The following is a 26,493-nucleotide window of genomic DNA, read 5'->3' on the forward strand; positions in this document are numbered from 1 at the left end:
CATGTCAAACCAAATCATTCTTCCGCGCATTCTTCAAGTGGGTCCCGGTGCTAGCGATGAAGCTGGCAATATAGTCACCGCGCTTGGCTGTAAGCGCCCCCTTATTGTGACTGATAAAATGATGGTGCAGCTAGGCTATGTCGCTAGGCTGCAAGATAGCCTCAATGCACTCAATATCAGCTCTGATGTGTTTGACGACACTGTTCCTGAGCCAACCGTTAGCTCTATTCAAGCCGGTGTCGATCAGGTTAGGCAGGGTCACTATGACTCGATAATTGCTATAGGCGGTGGTAGTCCTATCGATAGTGCCAAAGCTATCAGTATCCTTGGTAAATATGGGGGGGTTATGCGTGACTATAAATTCCCGCGCATTGTATCAGAGCCAGGGCTACCGATTATTGCTATCCCCACTACTGCGGGAACGGGCTCTGAAGCCACACGTGTCACCATTATTACCGATGAAACCAATGATGAGAAAATGCTCTGCGTAGGTATTGGCTTTATGCCAACAGCAGCGCTGGTTGATTACACGCTAACGCTCAGTCTTCCACCTCGCACCACTGCAGATACCGGTATCGATGCCTTAACCCATGCCATGGAAGCTTATGTGAGTAAAAAGGCCAGTCTTTATAGTGATACTCAAGCCATCGCTGCAATGAAGCTATTAGCGCCTAATCTGCGCCGGGTTTTTCACGATGGTAGCGATAAAGAGGCACGGGAAGCAATGATGCTTGGCTCTACGTTGGCAGGTATTGCCTTCTCCAATGCTTCTGTGGCATTAGTACATGGCATGAGCCGCCCGATTGGCGCGTTTTACCATGTCCCTCATGGGCTATCTAACGCTATGTTGCTACCAACGGTAACGGAATACTCTATTCCCGCTGCTGTGAAGCGCTATGCTGATTGTGCTAGGGCCATGGGTGTTGCAAACATGGCGGATAGCGATGTCAGTGCCAATGCGAAACTGATGACCGAGCTTTATGCTATCAATGAAGAGTTGCAGGTGCCTTCGCCGCAGCAATTTGGCATTTCTCGAGAACACTTTTTTGGCAACCTTGAAATTATGGCTGAACAGGCCTTAGCTTCTGGCTCTCCGGGTAATAACCCAAGGGTACCCAGTGCTGAGGACATTATTGAAATTTATAAAAAACTGTGGTGATACACAATTTTATTTTGAGGAAATACCCATGACAACAGTAGGACATTTTATTAACGGTCAAATGACCACGGCAAGCGAACGCACCCAGGATGTATATAACCCGTCAACGGGTGCAGTTAGCAAACAGGTTGCTTTAGCCTCTAAAGCCACTGTAGAAGAGGCGATTACGGCGGCGCAAGCGGCCTATCCTTCGTGGCGCAATACCCCCGCGATTAAGCGCGCTAGGGTGATGTTCAAATTTAAAGAACTACTTGAACAACATGCTGACAAAATCTGCCAGATGATTGGCGAAGAGCTGGGTAAGATTGCTCATGATGCCGCAGGTGAGTTGCAACGAGGCATTGAAAATGTCGAATACGCTTGTGGTGCACCTGAGCTGTTAAAGGGGGAGCACAGTAAAAATGTTGCGTCCAATGTTGACTCCTGGAGTGAGTTTCAGCCACTGGGTGTGGTAGCGGGAATTACGCCTTTTAATTTTCCAGCCATGGTGCCGTTGTGGATGTATCCGATGGCGATTGTCTGTGGCAACTGCTTTATACTTAAGCCCTCTGAGCGCGACCCCAGTTCAACTCTGTTTATTGCTTCCTTACTAAAAGAAGCGGGACTGCCGGATGGTGTGATGAACGTCGTCAATGGGGATAAAGAAGCGGTTGATACCCTTTTGCACAACGAACATATCAAGGCGGTAAGCTTTGTTGGTTCAACGCCCATTGCCGAATATATCTACACCACGGCCAGCGCCAATGGCAAACGCTGTCAGGCGCTGGGCGGCGCTAAGAACCATGCGATTGTGATGCCCGATGCCGATATGGACAATGCGGTTAACCAGCTGTTGGGCGCCGCTTTTGGCTCTTCCGGTGAGCGCTGTATGGCGCTTTCTGTGGCTATTGCTGTGGGTGATGCTGCGGGTGACGCTTTGGTTAGCAAGATGCAAAAAGCCATGGTGGCCTTAAAAGTGGGGCCCTCTGATAACAGTAATAATGACTTTGGCCCGGTGATCACCCAGCAACATCAGCACAAGGTAATGGGCTATATCGATAGTGCCGAGCAGCAAGGAGCGAACATCGTTGTGGACGGTCGCAATCCTGATGTCGCAGGCCATGCCGATGGTTTCTATATTGGCGGCACACTAATTGATCGCGTGACACCTAATATGGAGAGCTATAAGGCAGAGATTTTTGGTCCGGTACTGCAAGTGATCCGCGTGGATACTATGCAGGCAGCCATGGATCTTATTGATGCCCACGAGTACGGCAATGGCACTTGTATTTTCACCCGAGATGGTGAAGCGGCGCGGTATTTCTCTGACAATATTCAGGTGGGCATGGTGGGCATCAATATTCCCCTACCCGTGCCCGTTGCCTACCACAGTTTTGGTGGTTGGAAGCGCTCATTGTTTGGCGACTTACACGCTTACGGTCCAGATGCGGTTCGTTTCTATACCAAGCGTAAAACCATCACCCAGCGCTGGCCTTCGGCAGGAGTGCGTGAAGGTGCTTTGTTCTCCATGCCAACCATGAGTTAAGTCCATTACTATGCAAAGTAGCTTAAGAGAAAAAGGCTCTGCTGTTGCGCGAGTCATGCAGATCATTGAAGCGGTCTCTAAGGCTGAGCGACCATTGTCGCCAGCCGATCTCGCCATTTTTTTGCATATCCCCAAACCCAGTATTCATCGTCTTGTTAATCAACTCGAAGAGGATGGCTTTTTACAAACTACCCTGCGCGGTTTAATCATACCCGGGGTTCGGATGCATAGTGTTGCTTGGGGGGTGTTACACAGCGAGCGATTTAGTGTGGCGCGCAGAGCGATCCTTGAGCAGTTAACAGAACAAATTGGTGAGACCTGCGGTATCGCCATACCCAAGGGCACTGAGATGGTTTATTACGATCGGGTCCAATCTGATTGGCCACTGCAACTGAATCTTCAGGTAGGCAGTCATACGCCGACTTGGTGCACTGCTAGCGGCAAGCTCTATCTCAGCTCACTGCCTAAACAGCGCCGCCAGAAAATTATTAGTCACTTACCGTTACGGCAATATGCGCGCAACACTATTGTCGATGCACAAGCGCTCGAAGCCGAATTGGCAGCCATAAAAATGCGTAAAATCAGTACCGACAATGAAGAGTTTGTCGATGGCATGGTAGGCTGTGGCGTTCCGATTTTGGACAGCGATAATAAACTCTGTGCCTGCCTTTTTAGCCACGCCCCGGTGCTTAGAAAAAGCCTAGACCAATTAATTGGCTATAGTGACATTTTGCGGGCAGCTGCCGCTGAATTAGGTTCGTTAATTGATGGCCCTGACAGTGCAACCCGCTAAATAGAAGAGATTATTATAATGAAAAAAAGACTTCCACCACTAAATTGGTTGCGTTCTTTCGAAGCCGCAGCCCGCCTTCTCAATTTTACTCAAGCTGCGGCTGAATTACACATGACGCAGGCTGCTTTGAGTCAACAAATTAAAGGCTTAGAATCTCAGCTTGGTTGTGCGCTTTTTAAACGTTTACCAAGAAGCTTAGAGCTGACAGACTCAGGGCAATCTTATATTCCTGGCGTGCGTAAATCTCTTGAAAATCTTGCACTGATAACCGACGAGATATTTGGAAAAGAGCGCAGTCGAACCCTCACTGTTAAGGTTAATCTGATATTTTTTAATACTTGGCTGGCGCCAAAACTGGCAGATTTCCGTCTAAAACACCCAGATATTGACCTGCGCTTTACCAGTAATCTTTGGAATGCAGGTCCCGACATAGAGGCTGATATTGAAATCACCTATGGCAAAGGCAAGTGGAAAGATTTTAATTCAGACCGTCTAACCTGGGACCAGCTTATACCGGTTTGCAGTCCTGAATTGTTAAATGGTCAGGCCATTCCAATCTCAGCCAGCGGCCTCAACGATTACACCTTACTGCATGTTGTAGGTTATGAAGAAGGCTGGGGCCATTGGTTAAAACACCATGGTCATCACAATATTGACCCTTCACAGGGTATTCATTTTGACACTTTGATGACGGCGATGGAAATGGCTGCTCTGGGTCATGGCATCGCCTTAAGCAGAACCTCAGTGGCAAGCCAAATGCTGAACAGCGGACGCCTTATTGCTCCCTTTACTCAGACGACAGTAGCCTCAGAGTCCTTCTTTTTGGCGACACCATCGAATAAGACTGTGCAGGCTCATGTGCAAAAATTTAATACTTGGTTGTTAGAGCAAGCTGAACGAGAGCGTATTTGAGGGCTAAAAACCAAAAGTGTTATAAACATGGGTATACACCCATACTACCACAAAATGCGCGTTTCAGGACGACTTGGGCGCTTCAATTCAAGGCGCGTGAATGCGTAAAATAGTGGGTCTATTTTACGCATTCACGCAACGCAGAGTAAGCGTCAGTAAACCTCGCCCTTTGGGAAAGCCCCATCTGGTTTTGTACTGCGTTCTCGCTACTTGAAAGGGGATCGGTAGCCGCGCTATGCCATTCCTGCATAGCGACGCCATGCCCAAAATCGGTTGGGACTTTCTGAGAGAGCAATTCTTTATACGGATTGGTATTACACATTAAGGGGACCTCAAGAGACGAAGCCTGGATGATTAGCTGTCCCAATTCACAGTACCAAGCGGACGTTGAATTGAGGGGGGTTGTAGTTTACAGTTCTTTTCTTAACCGTCAGTCGTGAGTAAAGGCAGTAATCTCAATAATGTTGTTCAATGTCCAATAATTCATCGAAAGTAGAGCAGCAACTGCGCACTACTGGGTTTAAAGTGATGCTAGGTTTTGCGGTTCTTATCTCGGCAATTATCGTTATTACTGAGCCTAATAACCCTTTGATTGCCTGGATAATAACGATTACTTGGTTTATTTTGGCTGCCATCGCTTTAATCAGACCAAAGTATAATCATTGGTGTGCTAAAAGCTGGGTGTTAATATCAGTACCTCTGGCACCTATATTAATACTCTCCAATGGTCTTATTCCTGCAACGTTGATCTCCTTGGGTACTATCTTCCCAGTAATGTTAGTCAAACATTACTGGCGATTATTTGCTGTTATCATTATCGCCAGTTCCACTCTGTTAGTTCCCTTTGCTGATTTACCCTATGACAAGGCTATTTGGCTCAGATTATCTATTTCAAACGCGATCGTTGCCATTATGGTGCTCGCACTTGCCAGTTTCTTAGAACAAGCATTGGTGGCAAGTCTGGATAAGTCAGATGAGATGAAAAAAGCACTGATACGCGAGCGTGAGGCTAACCAAACCCAATCAAAGTTTTTAGCCACAATGTCCCATGAAATTCGTACGCCCATGAACGGTATTTTAGGTTTGCTGGATGTTATGTTGTCTGCAGATTTGTCCGAGCAACAACGCTCACATCTTGAAAAAATTAAATATTCTGGCGATGTGTTGCACCGCGTTCTTAATGATATTCTCGATTTTTCTAAACTGACTGCCGGCAAACTAATCATAGAAAATGTGCCTATTAGTATTCAGCAATTAATCACTGATATTTCAGTAGTATTCCAATCAGAGGCGCAATTAAAAGGCATTGATTTAACCTTCCAGGTTGATGATAACGTTAAACCGAGTCTTATGGGCGACCCTACGCGTATCACCCAGGTTTTGAATAATTTGGTCAACAATGCCATTAAGTTTACCGCCATAGGTAAGGTGAATATTGCAGTCGTCATATCCCATCAAACAGAGACTAAGCAAACCCTTGAATTTTGTATAAGTGATACCGGTATGGGTATTACAAATGATAATAAAGAGAGCATTTTCTCAGCATTTACCCAAGCAGATGATTCCACAGCGAGAAAATTTGGCGGCACCGGTTTAGGTCTAAAAATTGCTAAAAATCTGGTTGAACAAATGGGTGGTCAAATATGGGTAAACAGCGTTGAGCAGGAAGGTAGTGAGTTTTTTTTCACACTCAGTCTAGGCGTATCTGCAGAGCAGCCCATTAATCAAAAAACAGTTAAACATAGGCGAACACAGTTTGCTGGTAACGTTTTGGTGGCTGAAGATAATGAAATTAATCAAGTGGTAGCCCAGCAAATTCTGCTTTCATACGGGCTGCAAGTTGATCTTGCCAGTGACGGACAGCAATGTATAGATGCCCTTAAACACGCTGACTATGATCTGGTGTTTATGGACTTACACATGCCAAATGTGGATGGTTTTGAAGCCTGTTCAATAATAAGGCAGACCAACCGCGACATTCCAATTGTGGCGTTAACCGCTGCGGTATTAAAAGATGAGGTTCAAAAAGCATTAGATGTGGGTATGAATTCACATCTCGCTAAACCCCTCGATCATGATCAGTTACAAACCGTCCTAAATCGATATTTGATTATAACAAAAACATAAGTGTAACTCACTTTTCAAGGTCAAGGTCGAGGGTAATCAGGCTGACGGATGTGAAGACCGCTATCAGCCTCAATGTAGTCTTGTGTCTTCCAAGAATCATCGACTTTCCAGTTAGATACCCATTCAGCTATCTGACTCCCAGGCATAGGTCGAGCAATGCCATAACCTTGCGCCAAATTACAACCCAGTTGCAACAGTGCGACACCATGACCGATGGTTTCTACGCCTTCCGCTATCACGCCACGCCTGAAGGCTTTAGCAAGTCCTATTACGCCTTCAACAATAGAGCAATCGTCGGCATCTTCTAACATATCGCGCACGAAACACTGGTCTATTTTAACCAATTGTGCTGGCAGGCGTCTTAAATGGGTGAGTGATGAATATCCTGTGCCGAAGTCATCTAAAGCAAAGCGTACACCAAGCTCATGGCATGCATGCATAGTGGCAGACACTTTGCTGATGTCATGCAATGCACTGGTTTCCAGTATTTCCAATTCTAAATAGTTTGGGTTCACTTCAGGATGGGCTGCCAACAATGCTGCTACACGGATTACAAAGTTACCTTGTTGTAATTGGTAACCACTGACGTTGACACTGATAGGTAGATTGACTCCTATGCTTTGCCACTGACTTATTTGAGACAATGCACTGGAGATGACCCATTCACCGAGCGCTAGGCTAATAGCTTGAACTTCAATGATGGGTAAAAACTCTAAAGGTGGCACTAAACCACGCAGCGGATGCTGCCAGCGGATTAACGCTTCTACGCCTATCACTGCACCAGTGTGCATATTTACTTTGGGTTGATAATACAGAACAAATTCACGTCTATACAAAGCTGAGCGAATATCACTTATATCTTCTAGTTGTACTTTGCTTGCATTAGCAAGCGCCGTATCAAATAGGCGATATCGGTTTTTACCTGCTTGTTTAGCACCATACATAGCTTGATCGGCGTGACGCATAAGTTGGTCTGCGTCTGAACCGTCTTGTGGATAAAGTGTTACACCAATGCTAGCTGAAACCTGCATCACGTCATTACCTATGGTGACAGTATCAGACGCAGCTTGAAGTAAACGTTCTAATATAGGCGTACTCTCTTCGATATCTTCTAAATCTACCATAACTGCGATAAATTCATCACCACCAATACGCGCAAGGGTATCACCTTCACGTAAGGCCGCTTTCATGCGTTGTGACACGGCAATGAGTAGGTCATCACCTACATTATGGCCATAGTTGTCATTGACTTCTTTAAAGCCATCTAAGTCCATAAACGCCACCGCTAATGACTGTTCGTGGCGTTGACACTGGGCCATCGCATGGCTTAGGCGGTCAGCCAGTAAAACACGGTTAGGTAGATTAGTCAGTACGTCGTAATGAGCAACGTGTTCCAATTGCCCTTGATATACTTTCATCGTTGTTATGTCAGTGCATAATGAAACGTAGTGTTGCACAAAACCTGCTGCATTTTTTACGGCGCTAATAGTGAGCATTTCGGGATACACGTCACCATTCTTACGGCGATTCCACACCTCGCCACTCCAGTGGTCTTGTGTCAGTAACGTAGCCCACATTTCGGCATAAAAATGTGTCGAATGACGGCCAGATTGAAGCATCCTTGGGTTTTCTCCCAGCACTTCCTCTTGTGAGTAACCAGTAATTTGAGTGAAAGTATCGTTGACTTCAGTAATAGTGGCGGTGGCATCGGTTATCATGATGCCCTCATGGGCATGGCTGAACACACTGGCGGCACGTTTTAACTTTAGTAGCAGAAGTTCCTTCTCTTCGTTGGCAATGAGCAGTTCATCAGCTCGCTTATCTTTCTCTTTGTTTTGAAAGGCAAGTTTTTCGTTGGCAATGAGCAGTTCATCAGCTCGCTTATCTTTCTCTGTATTTTGAAAGGCAAGTTCTTTGTTGGCAAGGAATAGTTCATCAGCTCGTTTTTCTTTCTCTTCTTTTGCAATGACTAGTTCATCTGCCCGCTCATCTCTCTCTTTGTTTTGAAAGGCAAGTTCTTCTTTGGCAATCTCTAATTTATCTGCCCGTTTAGTGATGTCCTCCATGGTCAATAAAATAATACTTTCTTTACCTTCAGCTTGTTCAACCTGGCGTGCATTCAACAGCATGACTCGCCGCCCAATGTCGGCAAAATCGTGCTCCACCACATAGTTATCAAAACTGGTGTGCTGCAGTAAAATAGTTTGTAGTAATTCTCGTAGTTCGGGAATATCCCACTGCCTATTGCCTAGCTCAAAAATTGTTCTCCCGATAGTGTTTTCAGGTTTGGTTTTAAAAAATGTATAAAATGAACGGTTTACAGTGACTACCCTTAAATTTTCATCCAGTGTAATTAAGGGGTCCCGAAGCGTATTAATAATACTTTCGACGTGCTCCAATATCTCCTTTTGGCTTTTCGATTTTAACACTTACACACTCCTAGTATTGCTTCAGTGTGTGTTAGATCAATACTGATAGGGGGGTGACAACCAGAGTAAGTGTCGATCTTTTCTGAGGGGGGCTGAATATTAGGGCAGGGTGTTAATGCCGATATGATTGGCTGGAAATACTGTTTTGATGATAAGCAATAGCCATTTAGTAATGGGGCATGGGCAAGGTTGAAAAAAGCTAAACAACCTTGGATCAAACGCTTTAATCCTAAAGTAAACACTAACACTTCAATGATTTTTGCAGTGGCGGGACTAACATGTTTTTTATCTAGACTATTGCGCAGCAATAACCCATAAGCAAATAAGTGTTTGTTTAAAATACACTGCTGTGGAACATAAAAACTCAAAATAATATCCTCTGTGTGAATCGAAATAGTAGAGCTAAACCAAACGTCCATTTAAAAATATTTTATAGCAACAGATGTTCAACATGAACTTTACAATAATTAGCGATGGGGTAAATACGTAAAACTACTGATTTTTAATGTCTGCATCTGAATATTTGTGGCATGTTTCATGGCATGTTTTATGAGGGGTTAAGAAAACATGACTTTAATATCTGGCTGTCACAACACAGCGATCTATGTTGCATTTCCTAGAATCATTTATCTGGCTGAAATGTGAATTGTAAGCGGGTCATAGGTTAGAGATGGGGTTTGTTATTCCAACACCATAGCCTAGCTTTATTGTTACTAGGCTATGGTTGCTACATAACCCGAGTTCAGGTTACATATTTATTCAGAGTGAAAATAAACTGTCCTTTGACATTAATTTCGCGACTAAACTCTCCCTCAAAATATAGATAATTGAGATGAGCAAACGCTTCTGCAATAGCAAAATTCATACTGTGAGAGTTCAGTTTACGCTTAAACAACACAGGTAAACATTGCTCTATGGTCTTGCCCTGCTCGCAAAAAACTCTAAGGTTGTCTAAGTGAGCATGGTGATGACGAATAAGATCATTAACGCGGGTATGTAATCCATGAAACGGCTGTTTATGTGAAGGTAACACCAAGGTATCTTCTGGTAATTGAGTAAATTGCGGCAGAGTGTCTAAGTACTGTTTCAGTGAATTAGCATCCGGCTCGGTACTATATACACCTATATTTGGCGAAATACCGGGTAAAACATGATCTCCAGAAATCAAGATGTTGGTGTCTGAATTAAATAAGCAGACATGTTCCGGTGAATGACCGCGGCCAATATACACCTGCCATTCGTGTGCACCTATGCGTATATGCTCACCTGCTTGCAAACGATGGAACTGCAACGGAATAGGCCTAATAACTTGGCGTATTCCTTTGCTCTCTTTGCGATTTTTTTTTGCATTGTTAACATAGTCTTCAGACATACCACTGCGGACTAAATACTCATCATCTTGCCAATCAGACGCGCCGCAAGGACCTGCAAATATTGCTCGAGCTGTGAAATATTCTGCTTGGCTCATATACATTGGCAGGCGATATTTTTCTACTAAATACCCCGCCATACCAATATGATCAGGATGCATATGGGTAACTATTACTTTAGTAATTGGCTTACCTAAGATGTCGAGTATCGTATCCCAAAGCTCTTCTGTTTCGCGGGTGCCAATGCCGGTATCGATTAACGCAAAACCCTCTTGCCCATTCTGATTATCTTCGAGTAAATATAAGTTAATGTGGTCGAGGTCAAAGGGCAATGGCATACGTAACCAAAATATGCCTGGAGCCACTTCTTGCAGTGTGCCTGGCTTGGGTATTTCAGCATCTATAAAAGTTACTTGCATCGTCTTTACTCCTTTTGAACCATGATATCTTTTGATTTCATGTATCTAATATTCATTCTGATTAATCACTATTAGACCCAATTAGGGTAACAACTACCAAGCATCATTATGTATTGATAAGTATCAGGGGTTTGAATTAAAACAAATGGTAAGTGTATTTGTCGGGTAGATTTTGTGTGACATTTCACTAAGGTTAGATCAAGGGCTACATCGATATGAGGGTGCCACACCTTGATCCTCAACTCGTTCCTCGAAGTAATGGTTTGCAGCAGCAATGCATGTAAAAATCATCAATGGGGGGATGCCCTAAAATCTTTGACCTGCACTGAGGAATATCAATTTTTCACGGACAGAAAAGTGCTAATAAACAATCTAAAATTGTGGCGTGTAATAAATATCAACACGCCACAGGTATTTTTTAGTGTTTATAACGCTTGAGTTAATATCTCGTGGCTTATGTCTATTGTGATGTCGCTTTGTTCGCCAAGTGCGGTCATGCCGTGTTGTTTTAATCTAGCAATCAGTAACTCAATGTCATTGATGCCAAGGTCCACATCAGATAAACGTGTTGGTAGTTGCATCTTTTTGAAAAACGCTTCTGTTAGACCGATCGCTTGGTCAATACGGGCGTTATCATCCCCTTCGTTTATGTACCAAACGCGAGATGCATATTGTAGTAGCTTTTCACGCTTTTGTTCACGGCGTACTTTCATTACCGCAGGTAACACAATGGATAAAGTACGCGCATGATCGATACCAAAAGCACCGGTTAATTCATGGCCTATCATATGCGTTGTCCAGTCTTGGGGTACACCCGCGCCAATTAGGCCATTTAATGCCATCGTTGCCGACCACATGATATTAGCTCTGACTTCTACGTTATCTTTAGTGTCTGGCAATAACGCTTTTGGCCCTTCTTCGATTAACGTTTGCAATAAACCTTCACTGAAGCGGTCTTGCACTTTGCCATTAACATTATAAGTTAGGTACTGCTCAATAGTATGCACAAAGGCATCAACCACACCATTTCCAATTTGACGATCTGATAATGACAAGGTCACACTAGGGTCTAACACTGCAAATAACGGACGAACTAAAGGACTGGCGAAAGGTAATTTATTACCCTCTCTGGTTACCACAGCGTTGCCATTACTTTCAGAGCCTGTTGCAGGCAAGGTTAATACCGCGCCAATAGGCAGCGCTTTTGTAAACGATTGATTTTTAGCAAGAATGTCCCAAGGATCATCGCCCTCAAACAATGCAGTCGCGGCAATAAATTTGGCGCCATCAACAACAGAGCCACCACCGACTGCAAGCAAATAATCAATCTTTTCTGCTTTAATGACCCCTTGTGCTTGCATCAAGGTGTCATAGGTTGGGTTGGGCTCAATACCTGAAAACTCAAACCAAGTATGTTTAGCTAAGGCATCAACCGTTTGTTGATATACGCCATTTGATTTAATTGAGCCGCCACCATAAACCAATAATACCCTTGCGTTTAAAGGGATCTCTTTTGAAATCGCCTTAATTTGTCCTGCGCCAAAATGAATTTTTGTTGGATTTTGAAAACTAAAATTTAACAAAGGTAGTCCTATAGTTATTACTAATCTGTTAGTTAAGCTGAAAGGTGAGTCAGTAATTTTTCAGCCGCTAATGCTGAACTGGCTGGGTTTTGACCGGTAATCAAAAGACCGTCTTGGACTACAAATACATCCCAGTCTTGAGTCTTCTGGTAATCGCCGCCACGTTTAATCAGCTCGTCTTCAAGTAAAAAAGGCACCACTTCTGTTAATTGCACCGCTTCTTCTTCGCTGTTGGTAAAGCCAGTGATGGCTTTGCCTTTAATGGCAAATTCACCAGAAGGTTGTTTTACATTGAGTAAGGCAGCACTAGCATGACAAACAGTAGCAACGGCCTTGCCTGCTTTAAGAAAGCTTTCAATCAAGGTAATAGAGTCGGTGTTATCCGTCAGATCCCATAACGGACCATGACCACCTGGATAAAACACCCCACCAAAATCGGCTTCGTTAAGAGAAGCTAATGTGACAGTTGTCGCAATTTTAGCTTGTGCTACATCATCGCCATCATAACGGTCAGTCGCTGCAGTTTGGAAGTCTGCGAGTGTGCTGGTTGGATCAATAGGTGCTTGTCCACCTTTGGGAGTAGCTAAAATCACTTCAACTCCGGCATCGATAAATGCGTAATAAGGTGCTGCAAATTCTTCAACCCAAAAACCCGTTTTTTTGCCTGTATTGCCCAGTTCATCGTGTGAAGTGAGTACCATTAATATTTTTTTGTTCATTATGAATGCTCCATATAAGTGCGTGTAGTAATTGTTGATGAGCCCACTATAGGCTTATAAACTTACATGAACAATGCAGATAAAACTGACATCATTGTATTAATAATTGATACAATAGGCGTGTTGTTAATTCTTGGTGTAGTTTATGGATATTTCGTTTGAACAGCTCAAAAGTATGGTTGTTTTTGCTCAAGTCATTGAACAAGGCAGCTTAAGTGCCGCGGCCAAACATCTAGGACTCTCTAGAGCGGTAGTCAGTTATCATTTAAAAAAACTTGAAGCTCAACTTGACGTAAAACTACTCAACCGTTCTACGCGTTCGATTAACCTGACTGAAGCAGGCCAAGGGTATTATGAACGCTGTCGCGTTATTGCTGAGCAAGCGAGTGCCGCCAATCAGCAAATTGAAAATTTCAAAAACGAGCCGATTGGACTACTTAAAATCACCTGCCCGGTCAATATTGGCTTGCAGACTGTTGTGCCAGCACTGAATGAGTTTAAGAAAATTTATCCTAAAATTGAGCTTGATGTGATGTTGACCGATGAAGTCGTTAATATCATGAAAGAAGGTATCGATTTAGCCATTCGTGGAGCCCCCTTACCTGATTCAGGTTTACAAGCAACTAAACTTGCCACCTTACAGACCTGTCTTTGTGCTGCCCCTGAATATTTTCTTCAATATGGACGGCCCAAAAAACCTGCTGACTTAAGTCATCATCAATGGGTGATTTATAAGTTAACCTCGGGTGTTGTCACCCTAACCAAAGGCAGTCGTTCGTTCAGCGTGACGACAAAAGGCAGTATTAGTACTAATAATGCTGCTGCACGCACTGCGTTTGTTGAAGCGGGACATGGCCTAGGTCGTATTCCTACTTATGATGCTTGGCCAAAAGTAAAAGCTGGCACCTTAGAAACCGTACTTGATGATTACACCTTTAACGATATCAATGTGTATGGTGTTTTTCCTCCTGGTACCGCCAACGCAAAAAAACTCAGACTATTACTTAATTATTTAAAAGAGTTTTTCATCAGTCAAATTCATGTAAAAGCGCCTTAGATATATTGGCGCCACTTGTGATGGCGAACTAAGACAACGTATTCCTGATGTTTGATTAAGGCACGTTGATCAACCTTAAACAACGGCCTAAGCGATTTGTCTTTGGGCGATTGACGATTGGTTTTGTGATCTATTTCGTACAAACCTTATGTACGGTTGGCTAATCGGCAATTGGCGGAATGTAGGTTTTAAGCCGCGAAAAAAGAAATAAAGGATCCAATTGATATTGGATCCTCAACGCAATGATTTAAAAGCTGAAGTTAACGTTCACGTAATATGAGGTGCCGTTGAAACCATAGGGAACAGCTCGCAAGGGAAATCGGAATGCGCCGCCACTGATTATCTCCAGCACTTCATCGTTTTCCAACTCATCGGGGGTTTCGTCAAAGATATTATTGATACCAACAGAAAACATCAGATTTTCCGAAGCTTGATAACCAATATTCAAATCCACCAATGTGGCCGCTTCAACTACGCTGGTACTCTGGGTATTAGGGATTGGAATGTGATTCTGGGCAAAATAATCGACCTCGGTTTCACCGAAGTGCTGCAGACGCAGTATTGAACTCCAATCATCCTTAACCCAGTCGAAAGACAAAGTGGCTTTCTCTTGCGGTTGCCCGCCTTCGAGGATCGACTGTGAAACGGAGCTAAATGCTATGTTTTTGCTGATGCCCGGAGGAGCATTAACGCTGTCCAGCTCGGTTTCGTTGATGTTTCCTGCAAAGGTAACTTTCAGTTCACCACCGGCAAAAACCGTATTGTAGGTGGTGATCAGATCAACACCTGTGGTAGTGGTATTGGCCGCATTCGAGAAAAAATTGATAGAGTTTGCACCGGACGCTTGTAGCGATGCTACCGCACTAGGGTTAAAGGCAACATCAGTCGTTGTCAACGGTTGACCCAATGTGATGCGGTCATCTATTTTAATATGGTAGGTATCGAGTGTGATGTTAACACTATCAACTGGACTCCATATAATACCAAAGCTCAGGCTTTCCGAGGTTTCACTCTTAAGACTCTCCACCCCCAGAGTGCTAGGAAAGTCATCTCCAGTTGCTGCGACGAAAACCTGCCCCAAGAGACCGTTTCCATCAATGGTGGTGGATATTGCAGTGTAAGCTGTTTGTTGTAAGGAGGGGGCACGAAAACCTGTTGAAATAGCACCACGAATGGCAAAATCATCGGTTAAATCATATCGTGAAGACAGCTTGCCAATGGTTTCACTTCCTGCAACGTCAAAGTCTTCATAGCGAATGGCAAGACCCATTAACCAGTCATCACTAAGGTTTTGTTCGAGGTCAACATACAGGGCAAAGCTATCGCGCCCGACGTCGGTATCTTTTTGCAAGCCAGGATAGGCCTGAAAGCCACAAGCAGCAAAAGCGGAATTAGCGCTGTTGACTGCGGGGAAGGAACTACCTGAATTACTTAAACCACATGAATATGAATTGAGATCACCCTGGTTGATGCTGTATGACTCATCCCGATATTCCGCCCCCAGACCAATATATAGCTCCGATGACATACCCAAATCGACAGAACCTGCCAAATCAAAATTGACTGTCATCTGGTCAAATTCAAAACCACCAGAATAGCCTGCTGTAGGTCCTGCATTGGCTGCAATGTCAGCGTCTGTAGCAGCTGGATTGTTGGCTAAATACTCAGCCGCAATCGAAGAGTTGATGGTATTACTGGAATCAAAGTCATAAGTATTTTTACCGTAGACTACCGATGCATCCAGGCGCCAGATATTATTAATATCATGGCGGTAACCAAAGGCAAATGAGGTGTCCTCTGCCGTGTTGTCAATATTGGGAAGAAAACCATCCGGGTAAACCTGGGAAACGTTATTATCATCAGTGGCACCGCGATAAAACCCTGACCCTAAAGCGGTTCGCTCTGAGTAGCCACCAAAAGAATACAGTTCACTATCCCTGCCTACAGGGATCATTGCATTGTAAAAAAGCGAAGTAAATTCACTGCCGGCATCGCCCTGATGCCAGGCCGGGTTATCAGCTCGATTAGTTCGATCGGAATCTCGATATTCTGCAGTTAGATTGAGAAATTCCCCCTCTTTACCCAAGGCTACTCCGGTATTAATACCCAAGGTCATGTTTTCGCCATCCCCCTTTGAGGTCTCGCCCCATCGCATGCTGATGGTGGTTAGATCAACAGTATCTTTGAGTTTCAAGTTGATAACACCGGCAATAGCATCAGAGCCATATTGCGCAGCGGCGCCATCGCGTAGCACTTCCACTCTCTGCAGAGCTCCCAGTGGAATGGAGTTCATATCCGTACCGGCAGCACCTTCTCCAACAGTTCCACCCGCTTGAAAAATAGACTGGTTATGGCGGCGTTTGCCATTAATCAGCACCAGAGTTTGATCAGGCTGTAAACCGCGTAACGTGGCTGGACGAAAGAGGTCTGAGCCATTTGAAACCTGCGTGCGTGAAAAGTTAAATGAAGGTGCTACGGCTTGCAGCGATTGTCCTAATTCGCTAAACCCACTTTTTTTCAACTCATCGCTTTGAATAATATCGATTGGGGAAGAGGCTTTTGTAGCAGTGCGGCCCGCCACGCGAGTGCCTAATATAGTGATTTCTTCAGTTTTTTCAGTTTTATCTGATTGAGCCAGTGAGTAGTGGGAAAATCCGGTTCCTGCGATAAGCACCGCCCCGGTCAAAGTATGACTGGCAATAACAGCGCTCAAACGTCTTTTGGCTATTTTATGGGATAAAAATTGTTTTCTCATATTACTTGTCTCCGCTTAATTATCATTTTTATAAACCTCTTTTATTCGCGTCAACCCGACAAATGGGAGTAAATACAATGTCATTCATCTACAGGGTGAGTGCATCTATATATGAAAGCCTCATAAATAGATGATACCTAGCCAGATAAGAACGTTGACAACCCACCTCTCGTAACTTGATCCCCAATATAGGAAAACGGTAATCTTTAAGACAGAGACAATGTATTTATTTATGATCGGTACAATTTAAGTAATCAGAAAATTGTACCGGTAAAAAGTTAGGAAATTGTGTTGAGTTTTAAGTGTGACGATTTATATCTATTGAGCATCTTATGATGCTATTCAATCTCGCAGCCAATTGACGCAAATTTTAGAATAAAGCACGGAGCATATATGCATGATGAACACTTTCACAACGTTGTGACAAATGGCAATGGGATGATTAGTTACGCCTATTTTTATTTTCCATAGACTGGCAATATCTCCAACATGGCCAGGATATAGCAACCAATATAGAATAATCCCATTAAAATCATAAAATAGATCAAAGCATCACCTCCCCACACCCGATAGCCCGAGGAAGCATATTTTTTACGACTCACTCGTAGCATTAACGGTGGGATAATCAACGCAGTGACCGCTAGGGCCAAGCCTGCAAAGCCAATTGCGTACATAAAGCCATCGGGGAAAAACAACCCACCAATAGACGGAGGTACAAATGCTACAAGAGCTGTTTTGAATCGACCTAAGGGTTTATCATTAAACTTGAATTTATCAGCGATAAAATCAAACAAGCCTAAGCTTACCCCCAGAAAAGAGGAGATGACTGCCATATTGGCGAACATAGTTAAAAATTTTACCAGCCATACATTGGTGACCGCATGGTTAATGGCATTAAGCAGTACGCCAATATTGCCGCCCTCAGCAACAACTGACAGAAACGACTCCCGTTGCAGACTCCCCATAGTGACAATCAACCATAAGATATAAATCGCAATACAAAAAGTAGATGCAATCAACATACTTCTGCCAATCAACTCGGGTTTTTTACCATAATATTTAATCAGGCTGGGCACATTGGTGTAAAAACCAAAGGAAGTTAAATAAAATGGCAGGGCAGCGAAAATATAATAGAAATAATGCGTTTGGTTTTCTGAGTTGCCCGAATTTAACAACCCGCTTAAATCAACAATAGGGGTGAATTCAACAACTGCCATCAAAAATGTTATTAACATCCCGACGGCAAGAATAGTGATAACACGGGACACCGCCTTGGTACTCATCCAAACCACAAAAGCCAAAAATAATGCGAAAATCGACCCAGCCACTATCTGCGGTGGCGCAAAACCAAAAGTGGACATCAGCATATGATTTACAATTGAGCCTCCGCCGCTGATATAGGCATAATCCAGAATATAGAGTATGAAAACTAACAGTAAGCCATTAATGACATTCCAGTACTTACCCAATGTATTCTTTACCAGCGTATCGAAGCTTTCCCCCTCCTCAAAGTTAAGGTTCACCTCCAAAATCATTAAGGAAATATGGTACATACAAAACCAAGACAATAACATGCAGACAATGGACCAACCAAACCACATACCAGAGGAGATCGTGGGCAAAGAAAACATGCCTGCACCCACCGCAGAACCTGCAGTAATCATAATACCACTTAGCATTGAGGTGGGTTTCTTGGTGTTCTCTGTCAGTTCAGTGATTTGCACTCTTTTATTTCCTCTGTATAAAATAAATTACATTTCTGTTCCAGTCGTTACCAAAAAATGTAATGCAGTTTTATTGGATAGGCGCTCGTGTTTTTCGATTTAACTCTTACACCCTTTTGTCAGTAAACATAATTTTTAAATTGCTAGTTAATGACTAGAAGACTAGAGATGTTGATCCAACCAATTGGTAATTTGGCTTTCTAACATGACTCCTGAACGCCGATCGAGCAATTTCCCGTCCTTAAAAATCAGCAATGTTGGCGTGGATTTGACATTGAGATTTACTGCAGTCAGTGGATTATCTTCCTGATTTGCCATGACCAAAGTGAATATATTCGAATATTTCACGGCTATCTTTTTCAACATTGGACCGAGCATTTTACAAGGTCCACACCAGGGCGCCCAAAAATCCACTACCACTGGATGTGGGGAGCGTAATACTAACTCATCAAAATTTTCATCTTTGACATCTATGGGTTCCATAAACAATACCTATTATAAAGAGGGGATGACGAAAGTAGCGGTTAAAAATCCCGCCATTTTGTATTGACCGGTTATATCAATATCACTGGTGCTTTTCTTTAGACCAACCCTGACCATCCAGATATTTTACGCCAGATTCATTGGCGTCATCTTCCAATGTCGTTGCCATAGAATCATTCCAACGGTTGAGATAACCAAATAAGGACACAACACCTAAAATTTCTACGATTTCACCATCGTCCCAGTATTCGCGAAGATTGTCCGATACTTCCTTTGTTACCCCATTGGGTATCGTTGAAGCTGCAATGGCTAAATCAAGTGCTGCTCGCTCCGCCAAAGAGAATGCAGGGTGACTCTGATACTCCCAAATGTTTTCCATTTTTTCAGCATCAGCACCGTAACGCTCAGCAGCGCGAATAGTATGGGCCTGACAATAGCGACAACCTGCTGTTAAGCTCGATAAATAACCGATTAAGCGCTTAAGATCGCTAGTCACACGACCATGATTTTCCATAACGGCCACATTCAGATTAATAAACGCCTTCGCGATAGCGGGTCGGCGCTGCATGGTTAACACGCTATTTGGACAAAACCCCAGAGTTTCATTAAAAAATTGTGCTAGCTCGGCAACTTGCGGGTTTGCATCTTGTGATAATGGCGTGATTAATGGCATAACAATTTTCCTTAGTGGAGAGTTTTTCTGTTTAAAAACTATATTATTTAATTTAAGTAGCTATGACGGCTTCGTCCATCTAAAGACAAATCAATCGGGCTCTAAACGTGTATCCAGTATAGAAAACAGACTTTTTTTAATACATAGCCAAAAGTTAGATATTTGCCCAGTACAATTAATGGCAATAGATAATTGTGCTGGTACAAAAGTGAATAATTGTATTGCTGTATATCTGCCAACAGCTAAGACATAACCAATAGAAACTTATTTTTATATTAAATATATGCAAAATTGTCGTTTTAGCGCAGTTATTCAATCCATTTGCTCCTTAGGAAATATTCGTAGATACAAATGATCTAAACTGCTAATTTGTAGGTACAATTTTTCCAATTAGCACATGTGTACCTGTAATAGTTGGGAAGCAGCTCACTTTTGGTCACAATATTTGCCTAAAAAATAACCGGAAATTCACCATGCGCCAGACTCGCTACAGACAAATAGCTGAAACCCTAGCCGAACAAATACGCAATAAAACCTATTTAAACGGGGAAAAGCTGCCACCAATACGCGCAGCAAGCCAGCAGTTTTCTGCGAGCGTCTCCACTATCCAACAAGCGTACAGGGAGTTGGAAGATTTAGGATTGATCGAGGCTAGGCCGCAGTCGGGATATTATGTCAGGTATGATACTCGCGCTATTTCCGAGCCCAATATGTTGACGACATCAAACTCTCCAAGCGAAGTAAGTATCAATAAAACCATGCTCAAGGTACTTGAACAAAGTCATCGACCTGGGTTGATTAACCTTGGAACGGCGGTACTACATTCCGACTTTCTTCCCTTACAACAATTACAGCGCATTATCTCGCGATTAGCCCGCTTCAATATTAGAGAAATAACAACGGCGGAATTTTCAACGGGCAATGAGGGGTTACGTCGACAAATAGCAAAAAGGCTCGTTAGCGCTGGCTGTGAACTATCGCCCAATGACGTTATAGTAACCGGGGGCTGCCAAGATGCCTTTTCTCTGTGTTTAAACGCGGTAGCGAAGCCAGGTGATATTATCGTGATTGAGTCTCCGACATTTGCAGGTTTGCTTCAGACCATAGAATCCCTCGGAATGAAAGCACTGGAGATACCTACGCACCCACAACACGGCATCAGCCTAGAGGCACTGGCACTGGCAATTGACCAGTGGCAAGTCAAAGCATGTGCACTTGTACCCGCGTTCAATAATCCCTTGGGATCCTCAATGCCCGCTGAGAACAAAAAAGCACTGGTTTCACTATTGGCTAAACATCAAATTCCCTTGATAGAAGACGATCTTTTTGCTGATCTGAATTTCAGTGGAGACCGTATTCCAGCTGCGAAGTCGTTTGATAAAGAAGGCCTGGTGCTCTACTGTTCGTCGGTATCTAAATCCCTTGGATCCGGCCTGCGGGTTGGTTGGACATGTCCAGGTCGTTATTTCGAACAGGTTAAGTATTTAAAAGCATTTCGCAATATCAGCGGACCAACACTTGAACAAATGATAGTCGACGAATTTATGACCACTGGCGGTTATGATCGACACATTCGATATCTTCGTAATACTTTTGCGCGGCAAATCCAATTAATATCAGACTGTATTGAGGAGTATTTCCCTAAAGGCACTACAATAACCCGCCCTACTGGTGGCTATGTATTATGGGTGGGCTTGCCAGATAATGCCGATACTTGGGAGCTGTATCAACTGGCACTTAACCGAAATATAACCTTTTTCCCCGGTGAACTATTTTCAGCATCAGGAAAATACAACTCTTTTCTGCGGATCAATGCAGCTATTCCCTGGAATAGTAAAACTGAACAGGCAATCGCCGTACTGGGTCAGATTGCGCACGATATTATTTAAAGGCCTTAGCGCGTTGGTTATACTCTGTCCGCAAAAAAAACGGCCTGTTTAGAACAGCAGTGAGCGTCTAAGCAACCCCACAAATATAATTTCACACTGTTCCAAAAAATAGGGGGCAAGTCACTTGTCTAATTATACTTCTTAATCTGTGCGAATTATCATTAAACCAAGGTCATCAAGAATCTACTCCTTTGAGCGATTGGTGGTAATACGTCTCAGCTATGGCGTATGACAAGTTCTACTGAGAAAGCGGTCGTTACAGTAATGATATATATTGTCTAATTTAGCTATTGTCCTAACTATTATCCCTTTGTATAGGAAGCATTATGAAAAGTGTAACTGCAACAGAAGCTAAAAATAATTTTGGTGATTTGTTAATGAATGCGCAATCAGCACCTATCGCGATAACCCGCAATGGTAAAGAACAAGGCGTTCTATTATCTGCTAAAGAGTATTTCAAAATTAAACAACAAGCTCTTCAAACAGCTATAAGCGCTGGTATATCAAGTGGTGATGCTGGGAAAATAGATATTAATTCTATAAAGGCATTGGCACGAGCCAAATCTGGCACGCAACCTTGAGTATCGCTTTAACAAACCTCTCTAGGGAAGACCTCATAGACATATGGTTATATGGGGAAATGAATTGGGGCGCAGAAAGTGTAGACCAATATCTTGATTCTATTGATGCATTTTTGAAGACATTGATTAATAGACGAAATATAGCCGACTTTCACTACATAAAGGATATAAAAGAGAGGTAAATATTAGGCATCATGTATTGTCATTTTATGAAAAATGACGTTTTATTCTACCTATACACTAATAGTTAGTAAAAAAGGGGTTTTGTGGCTAGCTGAACATTAAGTCTACAGTCAATATACCTATTCATTACTGATAAGTGGAAGTTCGATACAGGCTAAACATCCTGACTGGTCTGCTTTATTGGTTAAGGTTAATCGTCCATCATGGGCTTCTAAAATTTGTTGGCACAATACCAATCCAATACCGGAACCTTGTTTCTTAGTGGTATAAAAAGGGACAAAAAGATTATCGTAGTTGTCGATACCCACCCCTTTATCATCGATAGTTAACTTAAGGTTTTGATGATGGAGTTGCCAGAAAATGAGCACTTGCGCATCAGCGGGCGCTTTTTGCATCGACTCTAACGCGTTTTTAATTAGGTTTATCAGCACTTGTTCTATCAATATTGGGTCTAGGCATAAGCTTACCTCTGGTGATGAGCCAACCCATATCTTGTCGGTTTGAAACAGGGGAATGACCTTTTCAACCAAGGTTGCAATTGATATGACATTCTTTTGGGGTTCAGGCAAGGTAGTTATTTGTTTATAACTGCTGACAAAATCTTTTAAATTGTTAGCTCGCTGCGAAATGACCTGTAATCCTTCGCGTAAATTACTGCTGTCTTGGTTAGTATTTTGCTGTTTAGCCAAAGCGCGTTTTAAGGTTTCGCTTATAGACGCTATGGGCGCAAGCGAATTATTGATTTCATGGCTAATAACACGTACCAGGCTTTGCCAGGCATTACGCTCCTCAGTCCTGAGTAACAAACTAACGTCAGTGATAAAGAGTAATTTTTGCTGTTGTCCCGCATAACGAAATGCTTCAACATGAACATTATATTTTGCCGGATGCTCTGCAAAGGTCAATTTCATTACTTTACTTTGGCCGCTAACAAGGGAATCAAATGAGGATAGTTGTTGAGAGAGATTATTTGTGTGTGATGATGTGGGTATCCGCAACAGTTTATTCGCCGCAGGATTGCTTAATATTAATTCATTGTTATCGTTGACCGCTATAATAGCTACGTCTATATGGTCAATAACTGTCCTTAATAATAACTGGTTCTCAATTGATTCTAAACGTTGCCTATTTAACCTTTTGGCTAGATTGTTGATCGAGTTTACGAGCTCGTTTCGGGCATTATCACCGTTAACTGAAGATGCTCTGAGACTATAATCCCCTTGATTCATCGCATCTAGTAGATTACTCAAACTGCGAAATTGGAAAGCGGATATTTGTTGAATTTTTATATAGGCATAAATAATCGTCACTGTCGCTAACAGTACAGTCAGAAGAATTAAGTAGACCGATATTTTAGCGTAGATCATTACCCATATAAGTAATGAAAATACGGGTAATGATGCAAGCAGTGCTAGCTGAGCGAGCTTAGCTTCACTCGATTTTTTTGTCTGCATTGTAGTCCTTTATACAACTGGCTTTGAGTGTTAGATTTTTTCCAATCTACGATAAAAGGCACTGCGGCTCAATCCAAGAGATTTGGCCGCCTTTAATACATTACCATCAAAAAAGCTGAGACGTTGGTCAATGATATCCAATTCAATTGCCTCTAATGTGGCCAGTTCCGTTGCCGTGAATGGGGTTTGTATTGCGACTTTAGTGGTGCTAGTCAAACCTAAGTCTTCATATTTAATTTGTTGATTTTGACAAAGTATTTGTGCCCGTTCGATCACGTGACTCAACTCCCTGATATTGCCGGGCCAATCATAATCTAACAGAGCTTTTTGCGCTGCGGGTGTCAGAACGTTTTTTTTCGTCTTTGCTAAAAAAGATTCCGCAAGGGGGATAATATCTTCTTTTCTGTCCCGTAAAGGCGGGATCTCTATGGTGACAGTATTTATTCGGTAAAGTAGATCTTTACGAAATTCATTTTGAGCGACAGCTTCATCTAAGTTCGCATTAGTGGCACTTATCAGTCTAATCTCTACCGATATAGTTTTGTTGGAGCCAATCTTTTCAAACTCACTATCTTCCAATACTCTCAAGAGTTTACCTTGCTGAGAATAGGGGGTATTGGCAATTTCATCTAAAAATAATGTGCCACCATCCGCAAGTTCAAATCGGCCAATACGAGTACTTTTTGCGTCTGTGAATGCGCCTTTTACATGACCAAACATTTCACTTTCAAACAAAGCTTCAGTGACTGCTCCCATATTTACCGTTATTTGATTGGCTTGATTACGAGCAGAGTGCTGGTGGATATAGAGTGCAAACATACTTTTACCGGTACCATTTTCACCGGTTAACAAAACGGAGGCGTTACTGTTAGCCACCTGATTGATTATGGCCATGGTTTGTTGCATAGCAGCAGAGTTGGCAATAAGTTCACCACTGAATTCGCTATTCACCTGTTGCTGCAATAGCTGATTTTGTTGAGACAGCTTGTTCGAGTTTTTCACACTGTTTGCCAGTTTTATTTGATTGTTTACTATGGCTATCAGGCGGTCTATATCCCACGGTTTTTGAATGAAATCATTGGCGCCATTTTGCATGGTACTAACCGCGACTTCTATGCTGGCCCAACCTGTCATCACAACAATGGGCAAATCTTCGTCTAACTTTCTAATGTCAGTAATTAAACGTAATCCTTCATTGCCTGAAGTGGTATCCAACGAATAATTTAAATCCATCAATACCAGACTAAAATTTTCCTTTGCCAATAGTGCAATAGCAGACTCTGGTGTTTGACATAAGCTCACCTCAAAATTTTCAGAGATTAACAATATCTTTAAGGCATAGAGCACGTCGTTGTCGTCGTCAACCAGTAAAATTTTCTCTTTCATGACAAGGATATTCCTACCTAATTGATGTTCAGCTCTGGGAGCTAAAGTAATATGATTTTTTCAATCAATGCATTTATTATTTAAATCTACGCGTCAAAAATGGCTTCCCTGCCGACATTATAACCATATGGTAATAACCATGGTGATATTTTTTATCTTCTGGAGGAGTTTATCCCAATATATACCCAAGTTACTTCAACTTGCAGGTTTTAGTACCTGAAAGTTATCATTTATCCGACTGTTTAATATGTCAGCAATATCCGGAAGGGTGACGTTAAAAAAATGCCGAATGTGTTGTCGAAATTCCTTTGCGCTAGAGAAATATCGATTATTGCGAGCATATTCATTCATGACTTTCCATAATCGCTCTATGGGGTTCAGATTAGGGCTGTATGGGGGCAGATAATGCAGTGTAATTCCTAATTCAGCCGCTTTGTCTTTCACCTCCTTGGAACGATGATAACCCGCCCCATCCAGCACTAAATGAAGCGTATTATTTGCTAAGTACCTCTGCTTTAGGTGCTCCATAAAATCCATGATGGTGCTGCCATTTACAGTCTCGTAATCATGCACTACCGCTTCAGCTAAATGATTTAACCGGATCGCGCCTACAACATTCATTCGGGTGCGACTGCCTGTGGTTTCAATGGGTTTATCTACCCCTTTACGTATCCATCCAGATGTCACCTTGGTCGCTTGAGTAGGATGCACTGCATCCATGAATAAAATAGGCTCATCATCCGATACGCTATCCCGTAACGTTTCATATTCTTCGATAAACGCAGCTTGCTTTTGCTCATCAAATTTATGAGGCACACCTTTAGGCTGTTTGTAACTAAAGCCGTTTTGGTGGAGCCATTTATTTAACCCAGACACTGAATAGGTAATCTTCCACGTCTTTTGAATGTAGGCCACTATTTGATGGGTGTGTAAGTAAGTGATATCTGACAGGTGTGCAACCAATTGCTGGGTTTGCTCAGTATTTAAATGACTGGCAGAGCCACCACCCGCAGGCTTGAGCTTCAGACGTTTGGCGTAATCACCGATATGGCGTGTAATGCTGGCTTCACTCTTACGCAAGGCTTGTGCAATTCTAGCGACGGTCCACCCTTCACTGCGTAACAACACCGCTTTAATACGGTCACGCTCCCTTCCATCACGGGCTTTCGTATGTCTCGCTTCTAGCGCGGTTTTTTGGTCGGGTGTAAGGGAAATATCAATCATAGGTACAGCCTGATCCTCAAATCAGACAAAATCAAGCATTTTCATTGA

21 protein-coding genes are annotated in these 26,493 nt (G+C 42.8%); 8 read left to right on the forward strand and 13 right to left on the reverse strand.

All coding sequences use genetic code 11. The features are described 5' to 3' along the window. The first annotated feature begins 1 nt into the window (after position 1). From CXF95_RS11255 to gcvA, 4 genes are read left to right on the forward strand one after another with little or no spacing between them, the layout of a single operon-like run. Positions 2–1,159: an iron-containing alcohol dehydrogenase gene (locus tag CXF95_RS11255; RefSeq protein ID WP_101198807.1), complete on the forward strand. Its 1,158-nt coding sequence runs from the start codon at positions 2–4 to the stop codon at positions 1,157–1,159. A 28-nt stretch (positions 1,160–1,187) separates the two neighbouring features. After that, on the forward strand, positions 1,188–2,684 hold the full coding sequence (locus tag CXF95_RS11260; protein WP_101199274.1) for a CoA-acylating methylmalonate-semialdehyde dehydrogenase: 1,497 nt from the start codon (positions 1,188–1,190) through the stop codon (positions 2,682–2,684). A 10-nt stretch (positions 2,685–2,694) separates the two neighbouring features. Then, entirely contained in the window at positions 2,695–3,477 is a 783-nt protein-coding gene (locus CXF95_RS11265; protein ID WP_101198808.1) for an IclR family transcriptional regulator, read from the forward strand. Between the two features lie 18 nt (positions 3,478–3,495). After that, on the forward strand, positions 3,496–4,389 hold the full coding sequence (gene gcvA / locus CXF95_RS11270; protein WP_101198809.1) for a transcriptional regulator GcvA: 894 nt from the start codon (positions 3,496–3,498) through the stop codon (positions 4,387–4,389). A 118-nt stretch (positions 4,390–4,507) separates the two neighbouring features. Here the strand turns inward: gcvA and CXF95_RS11275 are convergent, their stop codons facing one another. After that, entirely contained in the window at positions 4,508–4,711 is a 204-nt protein-coding gene (locus CXF95_RS11275) for a hypothetical protein (protein WP_101198810.1), read from the reverse strand. Between the two features lie 149 nt (positions 4,712–4,860). On the opposite strand from CXF95_RS11275, the gene CXF95_RS11280 reads away from it, so the two are divergent. After that, on the forward strand, positions 4,861–6,516 hold the full coding sequence (locus CXF95_RS11280; RefSeq protein WP_101198811.1) for an ATP-binding protein: 1,656 nt from the start codon (positions 4,861–4,863) through the stop codon (positions 6,514–6,516). A 20-nt stretch (positions 6,517–6,536) separates the two neighbouring features. Here CXF95_RS11280 and CXF95_RS11285 read toward each other — a convergent pair whose 3' ends face one another. The 5 genes from CXF95_RS11285 to CXF95_RS11305 all read right to left on the reverse strand — a co-directional run bounded on the left by CXF95_RS11285 (position 6,537) and on the right by CXF95_RS11305 (position 13,036). Continuing rightward, entirely contained in the window at positions 6,537–8,945 is a 2,409-nt protein-coding gene (locus CXF95_RS11285; protein WP_232787792.1) for a GGDEF and EAL domain-containing protein, read from the reverse strand. Next, a complete protein-coding gene (locus tag CXF95_RS11290) occupies positions 8,939–9,313 on the reverse strand; it encodes a hypothetical protein (protein ID WP_101198812.1) in 375 nt (124 codons plus the stop codon). The genes CXF95_RS11285 and CXF95_RS11290 overlap by 7 nt, the downstream gene beginning before the upstream one ends. A 374-nt stretch (positions 9,314–9,687) precedes the next feature. Further along, positions 9,688–10,734 carry an MBL fold metallo-hydrolase gene (locus CXF95_RS11295; protein ID WP_101198813.1) on the reverse strand — a complete coding sequence of 349 codons (1,047 nt, stop codon included), beginning with the start codon at positions 10,732–10,734 and terminating at the stop codon, positions 9,688–9,690. Positions 10,735–11,159: 425 nt separating this feature from the next. Then, entirely contained in the window at positions 11,160–12,317 is a 1,158-nt protein-coding gene (locus CXF95_RS11300) for an iron-containing alcohol dehydrogenase (RefSeq protein ID WP_101198814.1), read from the reverse strand. A gap of 32 nt (positions 12,318–12,349) precedes the next feature. Further along, positions 12,350–13,036 (reverse strand): type 1 glutamine amidotransferase domain-containing protein, encoded by a 687-nt coding sequence (locus CXF95_RS11305; protein ID WP_101198815.1) that lies wholly within the window; start codon positions 13,034–13,036, stop codon positions 12,350–12,352. A 145-nt stretch (positions 13,037–13,181) separates the two neighbouring features. Here CXF95_RS11305 and CXF95_RS11310 point away from each other — a divergent pair, with 145 nt between their 5' ends. Then, on the forward strand, positions 13,182–14,093 hold the full coding sequence (locus CXF95_RS11310; RefSeq protein ID WP_101198816.1) for a LysR family transcriptional regulator: 912 nt from the start codon (positions 13,182–13,184) through the stop codon (positions 14,091–14,093). 247 nt (positions 14,094–14,340) lie between these two features. Here the strand turns inward: CXF95_RS11310 and CXF95_RS11315 are convergent, their stop codons facing one another. The 4 genes from CXF95_RS11315 to CXF95_RS11330 form a co-directional block, all read right to left on the reverse strand. Further along, complete coding sequence (locus CXF95_RS11315) at positions 14,341–16,794, reverse strand: TonB-dependent receptor plug domain-containing protein (RefSeq protein ID WP_369809313.1); 2,454 nt, start codon at positions 16,792–16,794, stop codon at positions 14,341–14,343. Between the two features lie 512 nt (positions 16,795–17,306). Next, positions 17,307–18,527: an aromatic amino acid transporter gene (locus CXF95_RS11320; RefSeq protein WP_101199275.1), complete on the reverse strand. Its 1,221-nt coding sequence runs from the start codon at positions 18,525–18,527 to the stop codon at positions 17,307–17,309. Positions 18,528–18,734: 207 nt separating this feature from the next. Then, positions 18,735–19,055, reverse strand: a complete 321-nt coding sequence (gene trxA, locus CXF95_RS11325) for a thioredoxin (RefSeq protein ID WP_101198818.1) — start codon at positions 19,053–19,055, stop codon at positions 18,735–18,737. A gap of 82 nt (positions 19,056–19,137) precedes the next feature. Then, complete coding sequence (locus CXF95_RS11330; protein ID WP_101198819.1) at positions 19,138–19,728, reverse strand: carboxymuconolactone decarboxylase family protein; 591 nt, start codon at positions 19,726–19,728, stop codon at positions 19,138–19,140. A 473-nt stretch (positions 19,729–20,201) separates the two neighbouring features. Here CXF95_RS11330 and CXF95_RS11335 point away from each other — a divergent pair, with 473 nt between their 5' ends. Together CXF95_RS11335 and CXF95_RS11340 are read left to right on the forward strand one after the other, a co-directional pair. After that, a complete protein-coding gene (locus CXF95_RS11335) occupies positions 20,202–21,617 on the forward strand; it encodes a PLP-dependent aminotransferase family protein (RefSeq protein ID WP_101198820.1) in 1,416 nt (471 codons plus the stop codon). A 326-nt stretch (positions 21,618–21,943) separates the two neighbouring features. Then, entirely contained in the window at positions 21,944–22,198 is a 255-nt protein-coding gene (locus CXF95_RS11340; RefSeq protein ID WP_101198821.1) for a type II toxin-antitoxin system Phd/YefM family antitoxin, read from the forward strand. Between the two features lie 302 nt (positions 22,199–22,500). Here CXF95_RS11340 and CXF95_RS11350 read toward each other — a convergent pair whose 3' ends face one another. From CXF95_RS11350 to CXF95_RS11360, 3 genes are all read right to left on the reverse strand, one after another. Continuing rightward, the gene (locus CXF95_RS11350) at positions 22,501–23,835 is read right to left on the reverse strand and encodes a PAS domain-containing sensor histidine kinase (RefSeq protein ID WP_101198823.1); all 1,335 of its coding nucleotides are present in this window, start codon (positions 23,833–23,835) and stop codon (positions 22,501–22,503) included. A gap of 30 nt (positions 23,836–23,865) precedes the next feature. Further along, a complete protein-coding gene (locus tag CXF95_RS11355; RefSeq protein ID WP_101198824.1) occupies positions 23,866–25,221 on the reverse strand; it encodes a sigma-54 dependent transcriptional regulator in 1,356 nt (451 codons plus the stop codon). A gap of 195 nt (positions 25,222–25,416) precedes the next feature. Further along, entirely contained in the window at positions 25,417–26,442 is a 1,026-nt protein-coding gene (locus CXF95_RS11360) for an IS630 family transposase (RefSeq protein WP_198556590.1), read from the reverse strand. Positions 26,443–26,493 lie beyond the last annotated feature (51 nt).

The organism is Paraglaciecola sp. MB-3u-78, from assembly GCF_002835935.1.
Taxonomy (GTDB): Bacteria; Pseudomonadota; Gammaproteobacteria; order Enterobacterales; family Alteromonadaceae; genus Paraglaciecola.